At 67.4% G+C, this 14,411-nt stretch carries 14 protein-coding genes and 4 pseudogenes; 8 read left to right on the top strand and 10 right to left on the bottom strand.

Going from position 1 to position 14,411, the window contains the following annotated elements:
• Positions 1-49: 49 nt before the first annotated feature.
• Positions 50-310 (bottom strand): annotated as a pseudogene (locus OG730_RS41135) (ATP-binding protein); the annotation flags it as partial.
• A 20-nt stretch (positions 311-330) separates the two neighbouring features.
• Between OG730_RS41135 and OG730_RS41140 the strand changes: the two are divergent.
• A pseudogene (locus tag OG730_RS41140) lies at positions 331-591 on the top strand (ATP-binding protein); the annotation flags it as partial.
• A 449-nt stretch (positions 592-1,040) separates the two neighbouring features.
• Here the strand turns inward: OG730_RS41140 and OG730_RS41145 are convergent.
• Complete coding sequence (locus OG730_RS41145) at positions 1,041-1,493, bottom strand: lamin tail domain-containing protein (protein WP_327309098.1); 453 nt, start codon at positions 1,491-1,493, stop codon at positions 1,041-1,043.
• A gap of 595 nt (positions 1,494-2,088) precedes the next feature.
• On the opposite strand from OG730_RS41145, the gene OG730_RS41150 reads away from it, so the two are divergent.
• Entirely contained in the window at positions 2,089-2,754 is a 666-nt protein-coding gene (locus OG730_RS41150; protein WP_327309099.1) for a non-ribosomal peptide synthetase, read from the top strand.
• A 195-nt stretch (positions 2,755-2,949) separates the two neighbouring features.
• On the opposite strand, the gene OG730_RS41155 is transcribed toward OG730_RS41150, so the two are convergent.
• Positions 2,950-3,405 (bottom strand): HAD family hydrolase, encoded by a 456-nt coding sequence (locus OG730_RS41155; RefSeq protein WP_327309100.1) that lies wholly within the window; start codon positions 3,403-3,405, stop codon positions 2,950-2,952.
• A 31-nt stretch (positions 3,406-3,436) separates the two neighbouring features.
• Here OG730_RS41155 and OG730_RS41160 point away from each other — a divergent pair, with 31 nt between their 5' ends.
• A complete protein-coding gene (locus OG730_RS41160) occupies positions 3,437-3,793 on the top strand; it encodes a hypothetical protein (protein WP_327309101.1) in 357 nt (118 codons plus the stop codon).
• A 149-nt stretch (positions 3,794-3,942) separates the two neighbouring features.
• Here OG730_RS41160 and OG730_RS41165 read toward each other — a convergent pair whose 3' ends face one another.
• Both OG730_RS41165 and OG730_RS41170 read right to left on the bottom strand, forming a co-directional pair.
• Positions 3,943-4,824, bottom strand: a complete 882-nt coding sequence (locus tag OG730_RS41165) for a hypothetical protein (protein WP_327309102.1) — start codon at positions 4,822-4,824, stop codon at positions 3,943-3,945.
• Positions 4,825-4,980: 156 nt separating this feature from the next.
• Complete coding sequence (locus OG730_RS41170) at positions 4,981-5,157, bottom strand: helix-turn-helix domain-containing protein (RefSeq protein ID WP_327309622.1); 177 nt, start codon at positions 5,155-5,157, stop codon at positions 4,981-4,983.
• Between the two features lie 187 nt (positions 5,158-5,344).
• On the opposite strand from OG730_RS41170, the gene OG730_RS41175 reads away from it, so the two are divergent.
• From OG730_RS41175 to OG730_RS41185, 3 genes are all read left to right on the top strand, one after another.
• Entirely contained in the window at positions 5,345-6,598 is a 1,254-nt protein-coding gene (locus OG730_RS41175) for an IS256 family transposase (protein WP_327309103.1), read from the top strand.
• Positions 6,595-6,999, top strand: coding sequence for a hypothetical protein (locus OG730_RS41180; RefSeq protein ID WP_327309104.1), 405 nt, complete (start codon positions 6,595-6,597; stop codon positions 6,997-6,999). The genes OG730_RS41175 and OG730_RS41180 overlap by 4 nt, the downstream gene beginning before the upstream one ends.
• Positions 7,000-7,561: 562 nt before the next feature.
• On the top strand, positions 7,562-7,750 hold the full coding sequence (locus OG730_RS41185) for a hypothetical protein (protein WP_327309635.1): 189 nt from the start codon (positions 7,562-7,564) through the stop codon (positions 7,748-7,750).
• 59 nt (positions 7,751-7,809) lie between these two features.
• On the opposite strand, the pseudogene OG730_RS41190 reads toward OG730_RS41185, so the two are convergent.
• Positions 7,810-8,490, bottom strand: a pseudogene (locus OG730_RS41190) (IS5 family transposase); the annotation flags it as partial.
• 322 nt (positions 8,491-8,812) lie between these two features.
• Between OG730_RS41190 and OG730_RS41195 the strand changes: the two are divergent.
• Positions 8,813-9,538 carry a DsbA family protein gene (locus tag OG730_RS41195; RefSeq protein WP_327309105.1) on the top strand — a complete coding sequence of 242 codons (726 nt, stop codon included), beginning with the start codon at positions 8,813-8,815 and terminating at the stop codon, positions 9,536-9,538.
• On the opposite strand, the gene OG730_RS41200 is transcribed toward OG730_RS41195, so the two are convergent.
• From OG730_RS41200 to OG730_RS41215, 4 genes and pseudogenes are all read right to left on the bottom strand, one after another.
• A complete protein-coding gene (locus OG730_RS41200; protein WP_327302727.1) occupies positions 9,535-10,626 on the bottom strand; it encodes an IS630 family transposase in 1,092 nt (363 codons plus the stop codon). The two genes, OG730_RS41195 and OG730_RS41200, sit on opposite strands and share 4 nt — an antisense overlap.
• Before the next feature lie 151 nt (positions 10,627-10,777).
• Positions 10,778-11,077, bottom strand: a pseudogene (locus tag OG730_RS41205) (transposase); the annotation flags it as partial.
• A 49-nt stretch (positions 11,078-11,126) separates the two neighbouring features.
• Entirely contained in the window at positions 11,127-11,984 is an 858-nt protein-coding gene (locus tag OG730_RS41210; RefSeq protein WP_327309106.1) for an IS3 family transposase, read from the bottom strand.
• Positions 11,981-13,222 carry a HEAT repeat domain-containing protein gene (locus OG730_RS41215; protein ID WP_327309107.1) on the bottom strand — a complete coding sequence of 414 codons (1,242 nt, stop codon included), beginning with the start codon at positions 13,220-13,222 and terminating at the stop codon, positions 11,981-11,983. The genes OG730_RS41210 and OG730_RS41215 overlap by 4 nt, the downstream gene beginning before the upstream one ends.
• A gap of 386 nt (positions 13,223-13,608) precedes the next feature.
• Here OG730_RS41215 and OG730_RS41220 point away from each other — a divergent pair, with 386 nt between their 5' ends.
• On the top strand, positions 13,609-13,935 hold the full coding sequence (locus OG730_RS41220; RefSeq protein ID WP_327309108.1) for a hypothetical protein: 327 nt from the start codon (positions 13,609-13,611) through the stop codon (positions 13,933-13,935).
• Positions 13,936-14,411: the final 476 nt, after the last annotated feature.

The following is a 14,411-nucleotide window of genomic DNA, read 5'->3' on the forward strand; positions in this document are numbered from 1 at the left end:
GCCATCAGAAGTCCAGGCGTGTGGCCAGTGGTGTTCCTGGGGGTGGGGGTCAGTTCAGGGGGATCGATCCCTTCCCGGCGAGGGCCTCGGCGAGGCGGTGTGAGCCGCCGGTGGTGGTCACGAGGTGAGCGTGTTGCATGAGGCGGTCGGTGCTCGCGCCGGCGAGGGTCTTCGGCATGATCGTGTCGAAGCCCGAGGGGTGAATGTTGCTGGTCACGGCGATGGAGCGTCGTTCGTAGGCGGCGTCGATGACGCGGTAGAACGCTTCGGCGGCGTCTTCCCCGACGGGCAGCAGGCCGATGTCGTCCAGCTATGTCGATATCCACATAGATCGACGAGCTCGGCTACATGGAACTCGACCGCCGCGGCGCCGAACTCCTCTTCCAGGTTCTGACCGAACGCGAGGAAAAGAACAGTGTGGCGATCGCCTCGAACGAGTCGTTCGGAGGCTGGGCGAAGACGTTCACCGACCCGCGGCTCTGCGCGGCCATCGTCGACCGCCTGACCTTCGGCGGCAACATCATCCAGACCGGAACGGAGTCCTACCGCCTCGCCGCGACCAAAGCCCAAGCCGAGCGAGCAGCCGGCTGAACGGCCGAGGAACTGCGTCCTGCGACGCTGACGGGGCTCCAGCTTCGATCGTCCTCAGCAGTTCGCCCCCATCGTCATAGAGCTCAAGACTGAACCGCAGGCCGAACCGGGTCAGCAGTGCTGCCAGGTCTTCGAACCGTTGCGGATCGACGACTCCGTTCAGGAGCGTGTCGCCCTCGGTCGGGTCCACCTCGATGCGGCACCAGCCGGTCTCGACCTCATACGACTCCCACGACGCCGATCTGGAAGTCCAGCCTGCCCCGATGAACCGCTCGGCCACGGACGAAGCACTCGGGGCACCTGCGAGGCCACCGCACACGTTGTTGTTGATCTCATGCCAGACGGGATCGAGCGGCTGTCCCTCATCGGATATGTCCACAGCTGGATTATGAAGCAGACCGCAGCCCTCGGTCCCACGCGCTATCGACATCAAAACTCAACGTTGTTGATCACTCAACCCCGAGCCACACGCCTCCCGAACTCCTCGACAAACGACTCCCCAAGAAGTCGTCATAGCCACGGTGCAGGGTCGCGGTGTCCTTGCCGTTGTTCCAGACGTAGGCCGCGCGCTGCTGGAACAGGGTCGTCGTGGTGTTGGTGCCCTTGCCGGTTTTGACCGTGACTGCCTTTCCGGCCTTCAGCGTGAATGCGGCGAAGGTGTAGACGTGGCTGGAGGTGTCGGTCAACGTCCACCCCTTGAGGTTGACCGCGCTGGTGGTGCCGTTGGTGATCTGGACCCATTCGCCGTTGATCGAGGTGTTGGTGCGGGTGTCGCTGCCGGGGGAGTCGTACCAGATCTTCGAGATGCGCAGGGTGCCTGCGGCGTGGGCCTGGCCGGGAAGGAGGAGCAGGGCCGCGGCGGTGATGGCGGTGCCGGCGGCGAGGTGGCGGGTGCGGGGCATGAGCAAGGTAGAGCACGTCCTGTCCGGTGAACGGCCCCCGCCAAGGTGGCGGTGGCGCTGCGGATCTCGGACGTTAGGGTCCGCAGCCCTTGAGTAGGGCTCTCGTGACATCCTCGTGACACAACGTCACCCTTTGGTGTCTGATCCCCTGCTCACCCCGAACCGAGAGGCCGGCAGACCAACTGCTAGCCGCAACCGACACCAACCAGGAGGAGCCAGCATGGCCCACACCACTCCGCCCCGGCCGTTCGACGTCACCGCGGCGTTCCCGCAGCTGGCCCCCCTGGCCCGCACGGCGACCCGGCTCCATCCCCGGCCCGGGTCGCCGTCAAGGCAGGAAAGCTCGGTCGGCGGCCCACTGCTGTGGCCTGCCACCGAACCATGGCCTCACTGCGACGGTCCGCACATTTGGGACCAGCACACCCAGGCGACAGCGCCCGACGACGTCCGGCTGCAGCGACGCATCCTAGAAGACGCGGCCCGCCGCGCAGAGGGTGACCCCGATGCTCTCCGGTACACGCCCGAGGAACTGGCGGACTTCCAGCGAGCCCGTGCGGGTCGCCCCTGGCCCAACGAGCCGATTCCACTGCTTCCCGTGGCCCAGCTCTACCTGCGCGACGTTCCATCGCTGCGCCCGCCGGGCTCGGCCGACCTGCTCCAGGTGTTGTGGTGCCCCTTCGATCACCCCGCGCTGCCCAGGACGGCGGTGTTCTGGCGGACTGCTGCCTCAGTCACCGATGCGCTGACCACACCGCCCGAGCCGCCCGCAATCCAATCCGCCGGCTATCTTCCGCAGCCGTGCCTGCTCTCGCCTGAAGTTGTGACGGAGTATCCCCACTCGGAGGACTTGGACGATGAGGTACGTCGGCAGATGAAGACCTGCCACACCTGGCAGGTACCCGCGGAGCCAGATGAATGGGACGAGGAAGAGCCCACTCCAGAGGACGTTTACAACTCATCGCTGTCAGTAGCACCCGGCTGGAAGGTCGGTGGCTGGACCCGCTGGGGCTTGACCGACCCGCACCCGCGGCTCTGCGATGCCTGCGGCACTCAGATGGATTCACTGCTGACCATCGCCTCGTCAGAATGGGGTGAGACGAGCAAGTCCTGGATCCCCCGAGAGGACCGAGGTATCTCTCGATCCAGGCTCGACCCCTACCCTGCAGAGTCGACCAAGGTCCAGATCGCGGACGGAAACAACCTCCACCTCTACATCTGCCCAGCGTCCCTTGAACACCCGCACCTCGCCCTGATCCAGTGAATGCCGGCAAGCTCTGGAGGCGGAGCCGGAAGGGCTCTCTGCGGGGGAGTGGAGCAGCGCCGGGCCGATAGTCTGCACTGATCATCTGCGTATTCTGGGCAGTGAGGTTTTCTCAGCGGGGATCAGTTCCATGCGTATTGAGAATGAGCTTTGTCGCGACTTGGGCGTCGCTCGATGGCGTGCCTCTACGGCCCGTCAGGAGGCGGCCGCCCCGTGTGCGCATGGAGAGACAACGTCACCGATCACGCTGACACGCGTCCGGGTCCCGTCACCGTCGTCGAGGTCACCGCAGAGGTGGACCGCTGGCCATCCCCTACCCAGCGCCGAGAGCACATCCCCGTCCAGGCTGTCGCCCACAACAAGACACACAGTCTGATCGCGGGTGAGCGCGTCGCTCACGGCCTGGAGGAACCGCGGATGCGGCTTGGCATAGCCGACCTCTGAAGAGACGAACATCCTGGCGACATGTTGATCTAGGCCGCTGAGGCTCACCTTGAGTCGTTGCAGGCGAGAGGCCCCGTTGGTGATCAACCAGACCTCGTGATCGCAAGCCATCCGCTCCATGAACACCGCCGCTCCCGGGAAGGACCGCACCAGTGCTTGCCGGTACCGCACGAACTGCCGCGCGCCATCCTCGCCGGATGCGCCCACGCCCGCCGCCTGCAGCGCCTCGCCCGCCGACGTGGAACTGCCGGAGGAGGAGGTTCAGGCGGCGGTCGCCCTGACCGAGGCGCTCTCGGGCCGCCCCGTGGAGGATCTCCACGACGAGTACCGCGAGGCGCTCGAAGCCGTCATCGCGGCCAAGGCGGAAGGCGTCCGGGCCCAGCCCCCTGAGCCGGCCGAAGCACCCAGCGGGCAGGTCGTCGACCTCATGGCCGCCCTGGAGCAGTCGGTGCAGGACGCGAAGGCGGCCCGCAGTGGGCATGGCCAGGAGGACGCGACCGTCCACGAGATCAAGACCGACGCCCCGGCCAAGAAGAAGACGGCGCCGAAGAAGACCGCGGCCCGCGCCCACAAAACGTCACCCCCCAGCGCCTGACCCAAGCCCACGGCCGCCTTCGCGCGGAGGCCACCGTGAAGACCCACGTGGCCCGGATCTTCGCCAAGCTGAGCCTGCGCGACCGCGCCTCAGGCGGTCGTCCTGGCATACGGGACGGGCCCGGTCACCCTGGGGACGGGGTAGGCGCCTCACCGGTCGGGGAAGGAGCCGGCCTTGCGCACCGCCAGGGACTGGGCCATGGCCCGGAGGTCGCTCTCGGGAACGGTGGGCCCACCACCGGTGAGGACCACGATGACGCCCTGGCGGCGCGCGATGTAACGGACGGAGTCGTACGTGGTCGCGCGCCAGGTCTCGGGGGCCACTAGCTCGCACCGGCCCGTGGACTCCTCCGCGCTGCCGCTCATGACCCGGCACACCTCCGGGGGCGCGAAACCGGGCAGCTGCGGTCCGACGGTCACCCGGATCCCGAGAGCTTCCCGGTCGTCGGCGCTGGTGGGGACCGACGACGGGAGGATCAGGTAGCCGAACGTCCCGCTGAACTCGTTGGCCTCCGCGAAGTACAACCGGTGGCCGTCCAGCTCGGGCGCCAGCAACGGGACCTTGGAGGCGGCGAGTTGCCGCTCCCGGTACGCGGACACCTGCTGATCGCCGAGCACGCCCGACAGCGGCCACAGCAGTACGAGGACGCCGGCGAGCGCCCCCCAGCGCCGCGGCGAGCCGACGCCGGGCGCCACGGCGGCCGCGGCCGCGTACGCAGCGGCCAGCACGAGCGGAGCGGCGAACGAGAGCCACGGGCCCGTACCACCCGCCCGGGAGGACAGGACGGCGGCCAGCACGCCCAGGAGCGTCCCCACTCCGGCCACCCGCCAAGCAGGACGGACCCCCGCCGCCCGCAGCACGACCCACCCGAGCAGAGCCAGCACGACGGGTGTGGCCGCCAGCACCATGAGGGCGAACCCCAGGCACCCCCAGCCCTCGCTCCGGCAGAAGTCGTCGAAATCCCAGGGCAGTACAGCCACCAGGATCCACAACCCTCCCAGCAGCGCGCCCACGCCGGCGGGCCGGGCCATCGGCCGCAGCCCTGCGCGCCCGTGCCACCCCCTCCCGCCGCCTCCTCCGCCCTGTTCCTCCACCGTCACGCCCATGCCCGCCGTCCCCCTCGATGAAGATCCGTCCAGGCGACCCATCGTGGTACCCCTGCCGTGCTCACGCATGAGTACGGATACTCATGCGCCCGGGCCGAAGACGGCCAAGAGGCGCAGACGCAGAGCGAGTTGGAGCTCCAGAGCGCGGGCAGGGGCGTTCCAGTCCTCGCCCAGGAGCCGGCCGATCCGGACGAGGCGCTGGACGACGGTGTTCACGTGGATGTGCAGCGCCTTGGCTATGTCAGTGGTTGTGGGGATTCGCTGTCAAAGCCACTGGAGAGCTGAGATGGACACCGACCCCGAAATGCGCAGAGCAATGCTCAAGACCTGTGGATCGGACCCGGGAGGGGTGCCTGGCGGAACGCGGAGGGCGTACCTTCCCGAGTGATCGACTTCTGGTCATCGAGTAGGCCCGCGTTGCAGCGCGGGTCGGGAAGGCACGCCCGTGCTGAGCGTAGTCAACGAGGACGGCACCACGCAGAGCAGCTCCCTGATGGACGACATCGTCCGTGAGCGCACCCGTCGGATGCTCGCTGCGCCCCTGGAAGCGGAAGCCACTCAGTACATAGCCGAGTTGGGTTGCGAGCGCGACGAGGCCGGTCGCCGTCTTGTGGTCCGTAACGGCCACCATCGCGAGCGGACGGTGACCACTGCCGCCGGCCCGATTGCAGTGAAGGCGCCGCGAGTGAACGACAAGCGGGTCGATGGCGAGACGGGCGAGCGCAAGCGGTTCTCGTCGAAGATCCTCGCCCCATGGTGCCGGAAGTCCCCGAAGATCAGCGAGGTTCTGCCCCTGCTCTACCTGCACGGTCTGTCCTCCGGCGACTTCGTGCCCGCGATGGAGCAGTTCCTCGGCTCGGCCGCTGGGCTCTCGTCGTCCACGGTGACCCGGCTGACCAAGCAGTGGAGCGATGACCACGCCGCCTTCCAGGACCGAGACCTCTCCGGATCTGACTACGTGTATGTGTGGTCCGACGGCGTCCGCCCCAAGGTCCGCCTCGGCCAGGCCCGCTCATGCGTACTGGCCCTCATGGGCGTGCGAACCGACGGTAGTAAGGAGTTGATCGCGCTCGCCGAGGGCCTGCGCGAGTCGACCGAGTCCTGGGCCGACCTCCTACGAGACTGCCGTCGGCGCGGCATGCACGATCCCGAGCTCGTCGTCGGCGACGGCGCCAGGGGGCTGTGGCGGGCCCTGGCCGAGGTGTTTCCACAGGCCAGGCATCAAAGGTGCTGGGTTCACAAAACCCGGAACGTGATCAACGCCCTGCCGAAATCGGCCCAGCCCGGCGCGAGAAAGGCGCTGCAGGAGATCTACAACGCCGAGGACCGCGATCACGCCGAGAAAGCGGTAGAGGACTTCGGGCGGGCCTACGGCGCGAAGTGGCCCAAGGCCGTCAAGAAGATCACCGACGACACCGATGAACTCCTGGCGTTCTACGACTTCCCGGCCGAGCACTGGGTGCACCTGCGCACGACAAATCCGATCGAGTCGACCTTCAGCACGGTGAGGCTACGGACCAAGGTCACCCGCGGCGCCGGCAGCCCGGCCGCGGCCATAGCGATGGTGTTCAAGCTCGCCGAGTCCGCCCAGGCCCGCTGGCGCTCGATCACCGCACCCCACCTCGTCGCCCTCGTCCGAAACGGCGCCCGCTTCGAAAACGGTCACCTTGTCGAGCGCACCGAACAGGGAGCTGCGTGAACAGCATCAACCGAACGAAGTCGTACTCAACTCAACCAGTGAGGAACCGCGTGGCTTCCTTTCCCCTGCCCTGGCGCACATGGGCCGCACCCATCGCCGTCAATCTCATCCTGGGCCTCATCGCCATCATTCCTCTGTGGGGGCTGATACTCTTTGCAATAAACTTCCTATTGGCCGGCCTGGACCTCACTCAAAGAGAGCCCACCGAGAACGACGGCATGCTGCCTTGGCTGATGATCCTCGTGCCTATGTGGGCTGTTCTTCTTGCTCTGTGGCTGCCGGCCAACGCGGCGATGCGCCGGAAAAGGGGAACTGTGAACGGGGGGCACTATTGGACTGCAAGTTCGCTTCTCTGCCTCCTCCCGACAGCAACACTCATGTCGCTGATCACGATTCTGTGAAACAAGGGAAGCACCCGATCCACAAGTCTTGACTATTACTCCAGTCGGGCCGCCGGCGTGCGCGTATCTGGAGAGCCTGCGGGGGCCGGACTCATCGGTGAACACCGAGCAGGCCTAGGCCGTCTCCTTCGGATCTTGCTGGTCGGATTGCGCTGAGTAGAGCGGCATGGATGATCATTGGGTCGTGAGCACGGATTATTGGGCGGTCCTGGGGGACTCCGAGCGAGACCAGTGGCGGTACGTCCCACTCCAGACCATTGGGCCACTGGATTTTGGAATGAGCCGGGAGGACACCGTCGCCGCCATGGCGGGGCAGGGCTTCACTGCGGAGCAGCACAACATGGGGGGTTGGCACTCGACGGGCCGTACACAGTGGCGGGTGGAGTTCTCCAAGCCACGGACGGCCTGGAGAACTCGACCAGCGGTGAAGTGCTACTTCGTCGAAGGCGCGGGATTGACGTGCGTGCTGGTTGATGGACGGCTTGGTCCACAGGTGACTCACGAGGGGATCCGTCTGATCGGCCGTGTTCCGTCGGAGCTCTTGGAAGACATGGAGTCCTACGTGGACCAGCACAACGTGGGGCTCCGCTCCAGTCCCGGCGGCGACCTGTACGTCGACGGCTTCGAAATCGAGCTGGGCGCACAGCGCGCCGGCGACGTCGTGGTGACCTGGGCGCTCTTCTGTAATCCCGGAGAAATCGCAGGCACCTCCTGGGACATCGCCCCCGCAGAAGTCTGGCACCACTGGTAGGACGCCGGTCCCGAGCTCAGCCTGGCCAGCAGTTCCTGGTCACCTCGTCGACCAGATGAGATGCCTGCGATGTGGAGGGCGGCGAGGTAGTTGGTGGCGGTCTTGTCGTAGCGGGTGGCCAGCCCGCGCCACTGCTTGATCTTGTTGATGCACCGTTCGACGGTGTTGCGTTGCTTGTTAGGAGTCACGATCGAAGGCCGGCGGACGGCCTCCGAGCCGACCGCGCCGTTTGCGGTTGGCGGTCTGGTCGGCGGGCTGCGGGATCACCGCCCGGATCCCGCGCTGCCGAAGATGGGTTCGAATTGCGCGCGACGAGTACGCCTTGTCGGCCAGGACCGCATCCGGGGTGGTCCTGGGTCGACCGATCTGCCGCGGCACCCACAACTGGGCCATGACCTCGGGGAACGCGGGCGCGTCACCAGCCTGGCCAGGCGTGAGGACGAACGCGAGCGGGCGACAGCGGCTGTCGGCGGCGAGGTGGATCTTCGTGGTCAGTCCTCCGCGGGAGCGTCCGAGGGCATGGTCGGGTGGCTCGTCGGCCGGGGCCCCTTTTGACGGGCCCCGGCGGCGTGCTGATGAGCGCGGACGATGGTGGAGTCGACCGCGATGCCCCAGTCGAGATCGCCTTCGGCGTCGGCCTGGGCGAGCAAAGCGGTGAAGACTCTCGCCCAGGTGCCGTCGGCGGCTCAGTTCGGCAGCCGGTTGTGGGCGCCCTTCCATGAGCCGAAGTGCTCGGGCAGATGGGGCAGTCCCCGGCGAGTCCGAGGAGTGCTTGGACCTCCGCGTCTGGCGATCGAGATGCTGGGAAGTCTGGGCGCTCTGGCCGGAGGGGCAGAAGCAAACGACCATGGTGTGTATTGCTGGGTCGCGTAGGGGGGGGCAGGTCCGGAGCCAGATAGTGAGGGCCGGCTGAGGTGCGGTGCCGAGGAAGACACCGGGTGATCACGCACCGGGCGACCAGGGGCCCCGCTGTCCAGGTTCGCCGTGCCGTAGTACGAAACCGCTGTGCGGCCTGTGACCTTCAGCGCTTAGAGTTTGCACCCTCAAGGGGAGGGAACCACGGTGAGAAGCATACGAGGGTTGGCCGCCGCGCCGGCGGTGGCAGCCATCGCCGTCGTTACGACGGCCGGCTGCGCGCAGACAGCACAGTCCACGGGCGCAAGCGCACCGCGCCCGGTGCCGTACGCGACGGTCGGCGAGCTGCCGGAGACGCTGGCCGCGGACGGCACCACCATCGTGGTGGGCGACCCGGCCGCGGCCACCACAGTCCGGCTGTACGAGGACCCGCGCTGCCCTGTCGTGGACGAGTTCGAGGCGACCGGAGCGCCGGCGCTCCGGGCGATGACGCTGCGCCGCGAGGCCAAGACTGAGTACACCTTCGCGTCCTTCAGGGACGACCGCGTGGGTGGTGACGGATCGAGGAAGGCGGTCAACGCTCTGCGCGCAGCGCTGGAGGCCAGCCTGTTCACCGAGTACCACACTGTGCTGATGGAGAACATGGCAAAGAGCGAGCGCGCGGGTGGGTACACCAACAACTCCCTGCTGGTCCTGGCCGACCAGGTCCCCGGTCTGCGCAGCGAGGCCTTCGACTCTGCCGTGGCGACGATGAAGTACGACGACTTCGTCGCCGCATCGGAGAAGACGTACGAGGCAGCCGGCGGCGATGACCCCCGCGGGCCCGGCACGCCCACGGTCGTCATCAACAACACCCAGGTCACCGGGGCCCGGTACGGATGGCTCTTCGAGGAGCGATCCTTCGGCCAGCTCTTGAAGTCCGCGCGCGGCTAGTGACCTGAGTCAGAGATTCGGTGGCAGTAGGCGGCGACTTTGTCGAGGATCTCGTCGGCTGTCTTCGTCCAGACGAAGGGCTTGGGCTGGTCGTTCCAGTCGGCCAGCCATGAACGGATGTCGCGCTCGAGAGCCTGGACGGAGCGGTGGACTCCACGCTTGAGCTTCTTCTGGGTGAGCTCGGCGAACCACCGCTCCACCAGGTTCAGCCACGACGCACTCGTCGGTGTGAAGTGCAGGTGGAACCGCGGGTGTGCCAGCAGCCATTTCTTGATGTCCGGCGTCTTGTGGGTCGCATAGTTGTCGAGGATCAGATGGATCTGAAGATCCGCCGGCACTTCTTTGTCGATCTTGGCCAGGAACTTCTTGAACTCGGCGGCCCGGTGGCGGCGGTGGAGGGACCCGATGACCTTGCCGGTGGCGACCTCCAGGGCCGCGAAGAGGGTGGTTGTGCCGGCGCGGATGTAGTCGTGACTGCGGCGCTCTGGAACGCCAGGCATCATCGGCAGGACCGGCTGGGACCGGTCCAGGGCCTGGATCTGCGACTTCTCGTCCACGCAGAGGACCAGAGCCTTCTCCGGCGGGTCCAGGTAGAGGCCGACCACGTCGCGGACCTTGTCGATGAACAGCGGGTCCGTCGACAGCTTGAACGTCTGCGAACGATGCGGAGCCAGCGCGAACGCCCGCCAGATCCTTGAGACGGTCGACTGCGACATTCCCGTGGCCGCGGCCATCGACCTCGTCGACCAGTGCGTCGCGTTCTTCGGCGTCTCTTCCAGTGTTTTGACGATCACCCGCTCGACATCAGCGTCGGTGATCTTCCGCGGGACACCCGGCCGCGGCTCGTCGCCCAGCCCGTCCAGGCCGTGCTCCAGAAACCGCCGCCGCCAGGTGCGGACCGTGTCCGGCGCGATCCCAAGCCGCCGCGAAACTTCCATCACCGAATGCCCGCCCGCGCACTCCAGCACGATCCGCGACCGCTGAGCCAGAGCCTGAGCTGTCGAACGACGACGTAACCAGCCCTCCAGCACAGCACGCTGGGCATCAGTCACCGACAACGGCGGAATCTTCGGACCGGGACGACTCATGCCGAACCAACGACAAACCTCAGACTCAGGTCACTAGTAGTGCTTCGTTAGGTTCTGGATCTGCTGGCGGTCAGGGGGCGGCCGCAGGTGGTGCAGGTGCCGGTCCAGCACCTCAGCAGGTTCTGGAGCACGTCCAGGACTTGGTAGAGGGTCAGGCCGGCGTGGGTGCTTTTGGGTCGAGCCGCCTGAGGGTGAGGAAGGCCTGTGCGGCGGTGACGAGGGTGACGTGGTGGTGCCAACTGCGCCAGGTCCGGCCTTCGAAGTGGTCCAGGCCCAGGCCGTGCTTGAGTTCGCGGTAGTCGTGTTCGATCCGCCAGCGCATCTTCGCCCACCGCACCAGGTCGGCGATCGGGGTAGTGGCGGGCAGGTTGGTCATCCAGTAGCCGGTCGGCTCGTCCGCTCCTGCGGGCTGTTCGACCAGCAGGGTTCGCAGCGGCAGGACCCCGTTCCACTGGCTGCGTCCACCGGCCTGGGGCCTTGACCCCGGATGTTGAACACGTCTATGCGGCTTGGGTCAGGGTAGTTGCTGCTGGTCGGAGGGCGTTCTCGTAGGCGGTCGGGGACCGCTGGCCGAGGCGGGAGTGCCGGCGGCGGGTGTTGTATCGGGTCAGCCAGCCGAAGGCGTCGAGTCTGGCCTCACGCTCGCTCGACCAGGCCTTCCGGCCTTTGAGCGCCTCTCTCTTGAAGGCGGCGTTGAAGCTTTCCGCGGCGGCGTTGTCCGCGCTGGAGCCGACCGCGCCCATGCTCTGCCGGACCCCCGTTGACCTGCAGAGTTCCGCGAAAGCTCTGCTCGAATATTGAGATCCGTGGTCGGTATGCATGATCGCTCCGGCAAGGCTTCCACGGGTCTGCTCGGCGACCGTCAGGGCGTCGATGACGAGCTCTGTCCGCATGTGGTCGGCGATCGCCCACCCGGCCAGCCGGCGCGAGGCGAGGTCGATGACGGTCGCGAGATAGAGCGGCTTCGAACCGCTGACCGGCAGGTAGGTGATGTCGCCGACGTACTTCATGTTCACCTCGGCTGCGGTGAAGTCACGGCCGATCAGATCCGGTGCCTTCGCCGCGGCCTGGTCCGCGACGGTGGTGCGGTGCCGGCGGCGCAGACGGACTCCCTCGAGCCCGATGGTCCGCATGATCCTGGCGACGCGCTTGTGGTTGACCGCCGGGCCGCCCTCGTCGCGGAGTTCTGCGGTGATTCTGGGGGCTCCGTAGGTACCGTCGGAGTCCTGGTGGACCTTGCGTATCCGGGCAGCGATCCCGGCCTCGGCACTCTGCCGAGCCGCTCTCGCGGATGCGGTGCGGCGCCAGTAGTAGAAGCTCGAGCGGGCCAGGCCGAGGATGTCGCAGAGCCGCTTCACGCCGTGTCGGCGCTCCTGTGGGGATGAAGCATTACCCCGCCGAGTTCAAGGCGGACGCGGTCGCGTTCCAGGACAGCGAAACGCGAGGTCATCGCACCCCCGCCGATGCCGTCCCGCACTTGGGGAACAAGACAGCGCGGATCGTTCATCCTGGCCAGCGCCCACAAAGCAGCCTCGCCGATGGTCTCCCGCTTTCGGGTCGTCCTCGCGGCGTTGTCGCCGAGCAGCGCGGCTACCTCGTCGGCGTGGGCAGAGGCTGCGGGACCAAGGCAGGCCAGCAGCTCGGCTGCCCGGAATCGGGCCTCGCAGGCAGGGTCGTTCAGACGGGCGGCGACGAGGGGGAGAAGAACAGCGGCAGGGGAGCGCCACTGGGCCAGCAGCCCGGCTGCCTGGGCTAGGGCGCTGGTTCGCTGCTCTTCGGCGGGATGGTCGTTCAGCAGGCCAAGAGCGAAGCCGGTGCACGGCCCAGGGAACAAGGCTGCGGTCCGGTGCTGGACACCCTGTGCCCCGGAGTCCATCGCCGTGGTGTGGTGCCACAACTCGACACTGGGGTCCCGGACAGCCTCCAGCAACAGCTCCAGCCGCTGTTCGGGAAGGTCCGGCTTGCTTTGGGCGAGTGCGTGCACTGCGGCCAGGCGCACTTGCGCCTCAGGGGCATCGAGCAGCCCCTGAAGGAGGTCGAAGACTTCGGCGGCGTGCCCGCCCGCGGGCTGTCGCAACACAGCCTGCCCGAGTGCGAGGATCACATCGAGCCGGGTCGCTGGATCATCCTCGGCCTGCCACCGCCTCAGCAGCGAAGGCAGAGTCAGCTCACCAGAGCTGCCGCAGACACCGACCACGTCAGCGGCGTCCCGCCGAATCCAGGGCTCAGGGTCCTCCAGCAGGACCAGAACCTCAGGCAGGACTCGCTCCCACGCTGGCCACCAGCCGGGATCGAGGAACCGCTCGCGGACCTGCTGCGCCTCCGAGGCCAGCCTCGCCACCAGCTCCATCACCGTGCGGCGACATTTCACCTCAGCCGCCGAGGCAAGACGCAGGAGGAAGGGCAGCGCAGCTGATGCGGCAGAGCAGACCCAACCGCCCTGATGAAACAACAGGTTGAGCAGGTCGGACGCTGCGTCCTCGGCATCGTCCGGGTCCGGCCCCGCGCACTGGCGCAGCAAGTCGGGCACGTCCTCGGCCGACCCGTAGTTGTGCTTCAGCGCCGCCCAGTCGACCTCATCCAGTCCCACCCACATGCACGCGACCCTACCGCCGCACCAGGTGTGGTGCTCAACCTCGTTTCCCGAGTTCATCCGGGTGCCAGATTGAGTCACAGAATGGTGGTGGCCCTGGCTGCTGGCAGCGCGGTGAGGGTGTGGTGGTCTGGTGGTCTGGTGGGTTCGAGAAGCAGCACGAGAAGGATCACCTGACTGTGGGGAGTAAGACGTTGGGTCCGTGGGACGTCAAAGAGGACGGGGATCGTGAGCAGTGGGCGTGGAAGCCGCTCGTGGGGGTGGGGCCGTTGGAGTTCGGTATGAGGCCGGCCGCGGCGCTCAGCGGCCCGGAACTTCGCACACGGTCGTGTGCCGGGTATCGCGACCGCAGTGCAGTGCCCAGCTGGGAGAGGTACCCCGACCCTGGTGTGGCGCTTTACTACACGGGCGCGGGCCACCTGGCGGCCGTGGCTGTCGATGCCCTGAACGGTCCTCAGGTCACGCTGGACGGTACGGGGTTGGTCGGGCGTGTGCCCTCAGTGGCTGAGGACTGGCTGCATGTTTATGCCGAGGAGCATGCGCACACGGATTTGAAGTACGCCGTGGACGGGAATCCGGTCTCAGGCGACCTGGGCCTGTTCATCCGGGTCCAGCGGGCCGGCGACATTGTCCTGACCCGGCCGGTCTTTCTCTTCAAGGGTTGGACCGGAGACATGTGGGACTGCATTCCCGCCGAGGAGTGGCACACCTTCTGACCCACCTCGCCCCAGGGCAGTGCAAGCCGTCCCATTGCAGCGACGCTGGACTGCCTGGACCCATCGACCTTCCCCCAGCACCAGGAGACGGCGAGCCCGCGCTGACTGCTGCCGGCCGCCCGCGGAGCGGGCTGGTCCTGGAGGCGGAGCCGGAAGGGCCTGGAGTGGGAGCCGGAAGGGCCTGGAGTGGGAGCGGAGCGGACACCCCAACGAGCCGAAGGCTCGGACCCCGTGAAACGGGGTCATCCAGGCCCGCGAAGCGGGCCGTTCGGGTAGAGCGCAGCGGAACCCGAACCCCTGTCCGGAGCGAAGCGCAGGACTCCGGCCCGAAGGGCCGGCCCTGGCTCGGCGAAGCCGAGCCCCGCCAGCGAAGCGAGGCGCTTCATTGCTCCGGAGCGAAGCGGAGGCCAGGCGCCGAAGGCGCCTCGGCCGCGCGCAGCGAGGCCGGTCTCTCCTGAGCGCGCAGCGCTCAGGTA

It is taken from the genome of Streptomyces sp. NBC_01298, assembly GCF_035978755.1.
GTDB lineage: Bacteria > Actinomycetota > Actinomycetes > Streptomycetales > Streptomycetaceae > Streptomyces.

Coding starts and splice junctions, on each gene's coding strand:
- OG730_RS41145 (WP_327309098.1), bottom strand. CDS start 1,493: ATGCCCCGCACCCGCCACCTCGCCGCCGGCACCGCCATCACCGCCGCG.
- OG730_RS41200 (WP_327302727.1), bottom strand. CDS start 10,626: ATGAGTCGTCCCGGTCCGAAGATTCCGCCGTTGTCGGTGACTGATGCC.
- OG730_RS41165 (WP_327309102.1), bottom strand. CDS start 4,824: ATGGCCCGGCCCGCCGGCGTGGGCGCGCTGCTGGGAGGGTTGTGGATC.
- OG730_RS41215 (WP_327309107.1), bottom strand. CDS start 13,222: ATGTGGGTGGGACTGGATGAGGTCGACTGGGCGGCGCTGAAGCACAAC.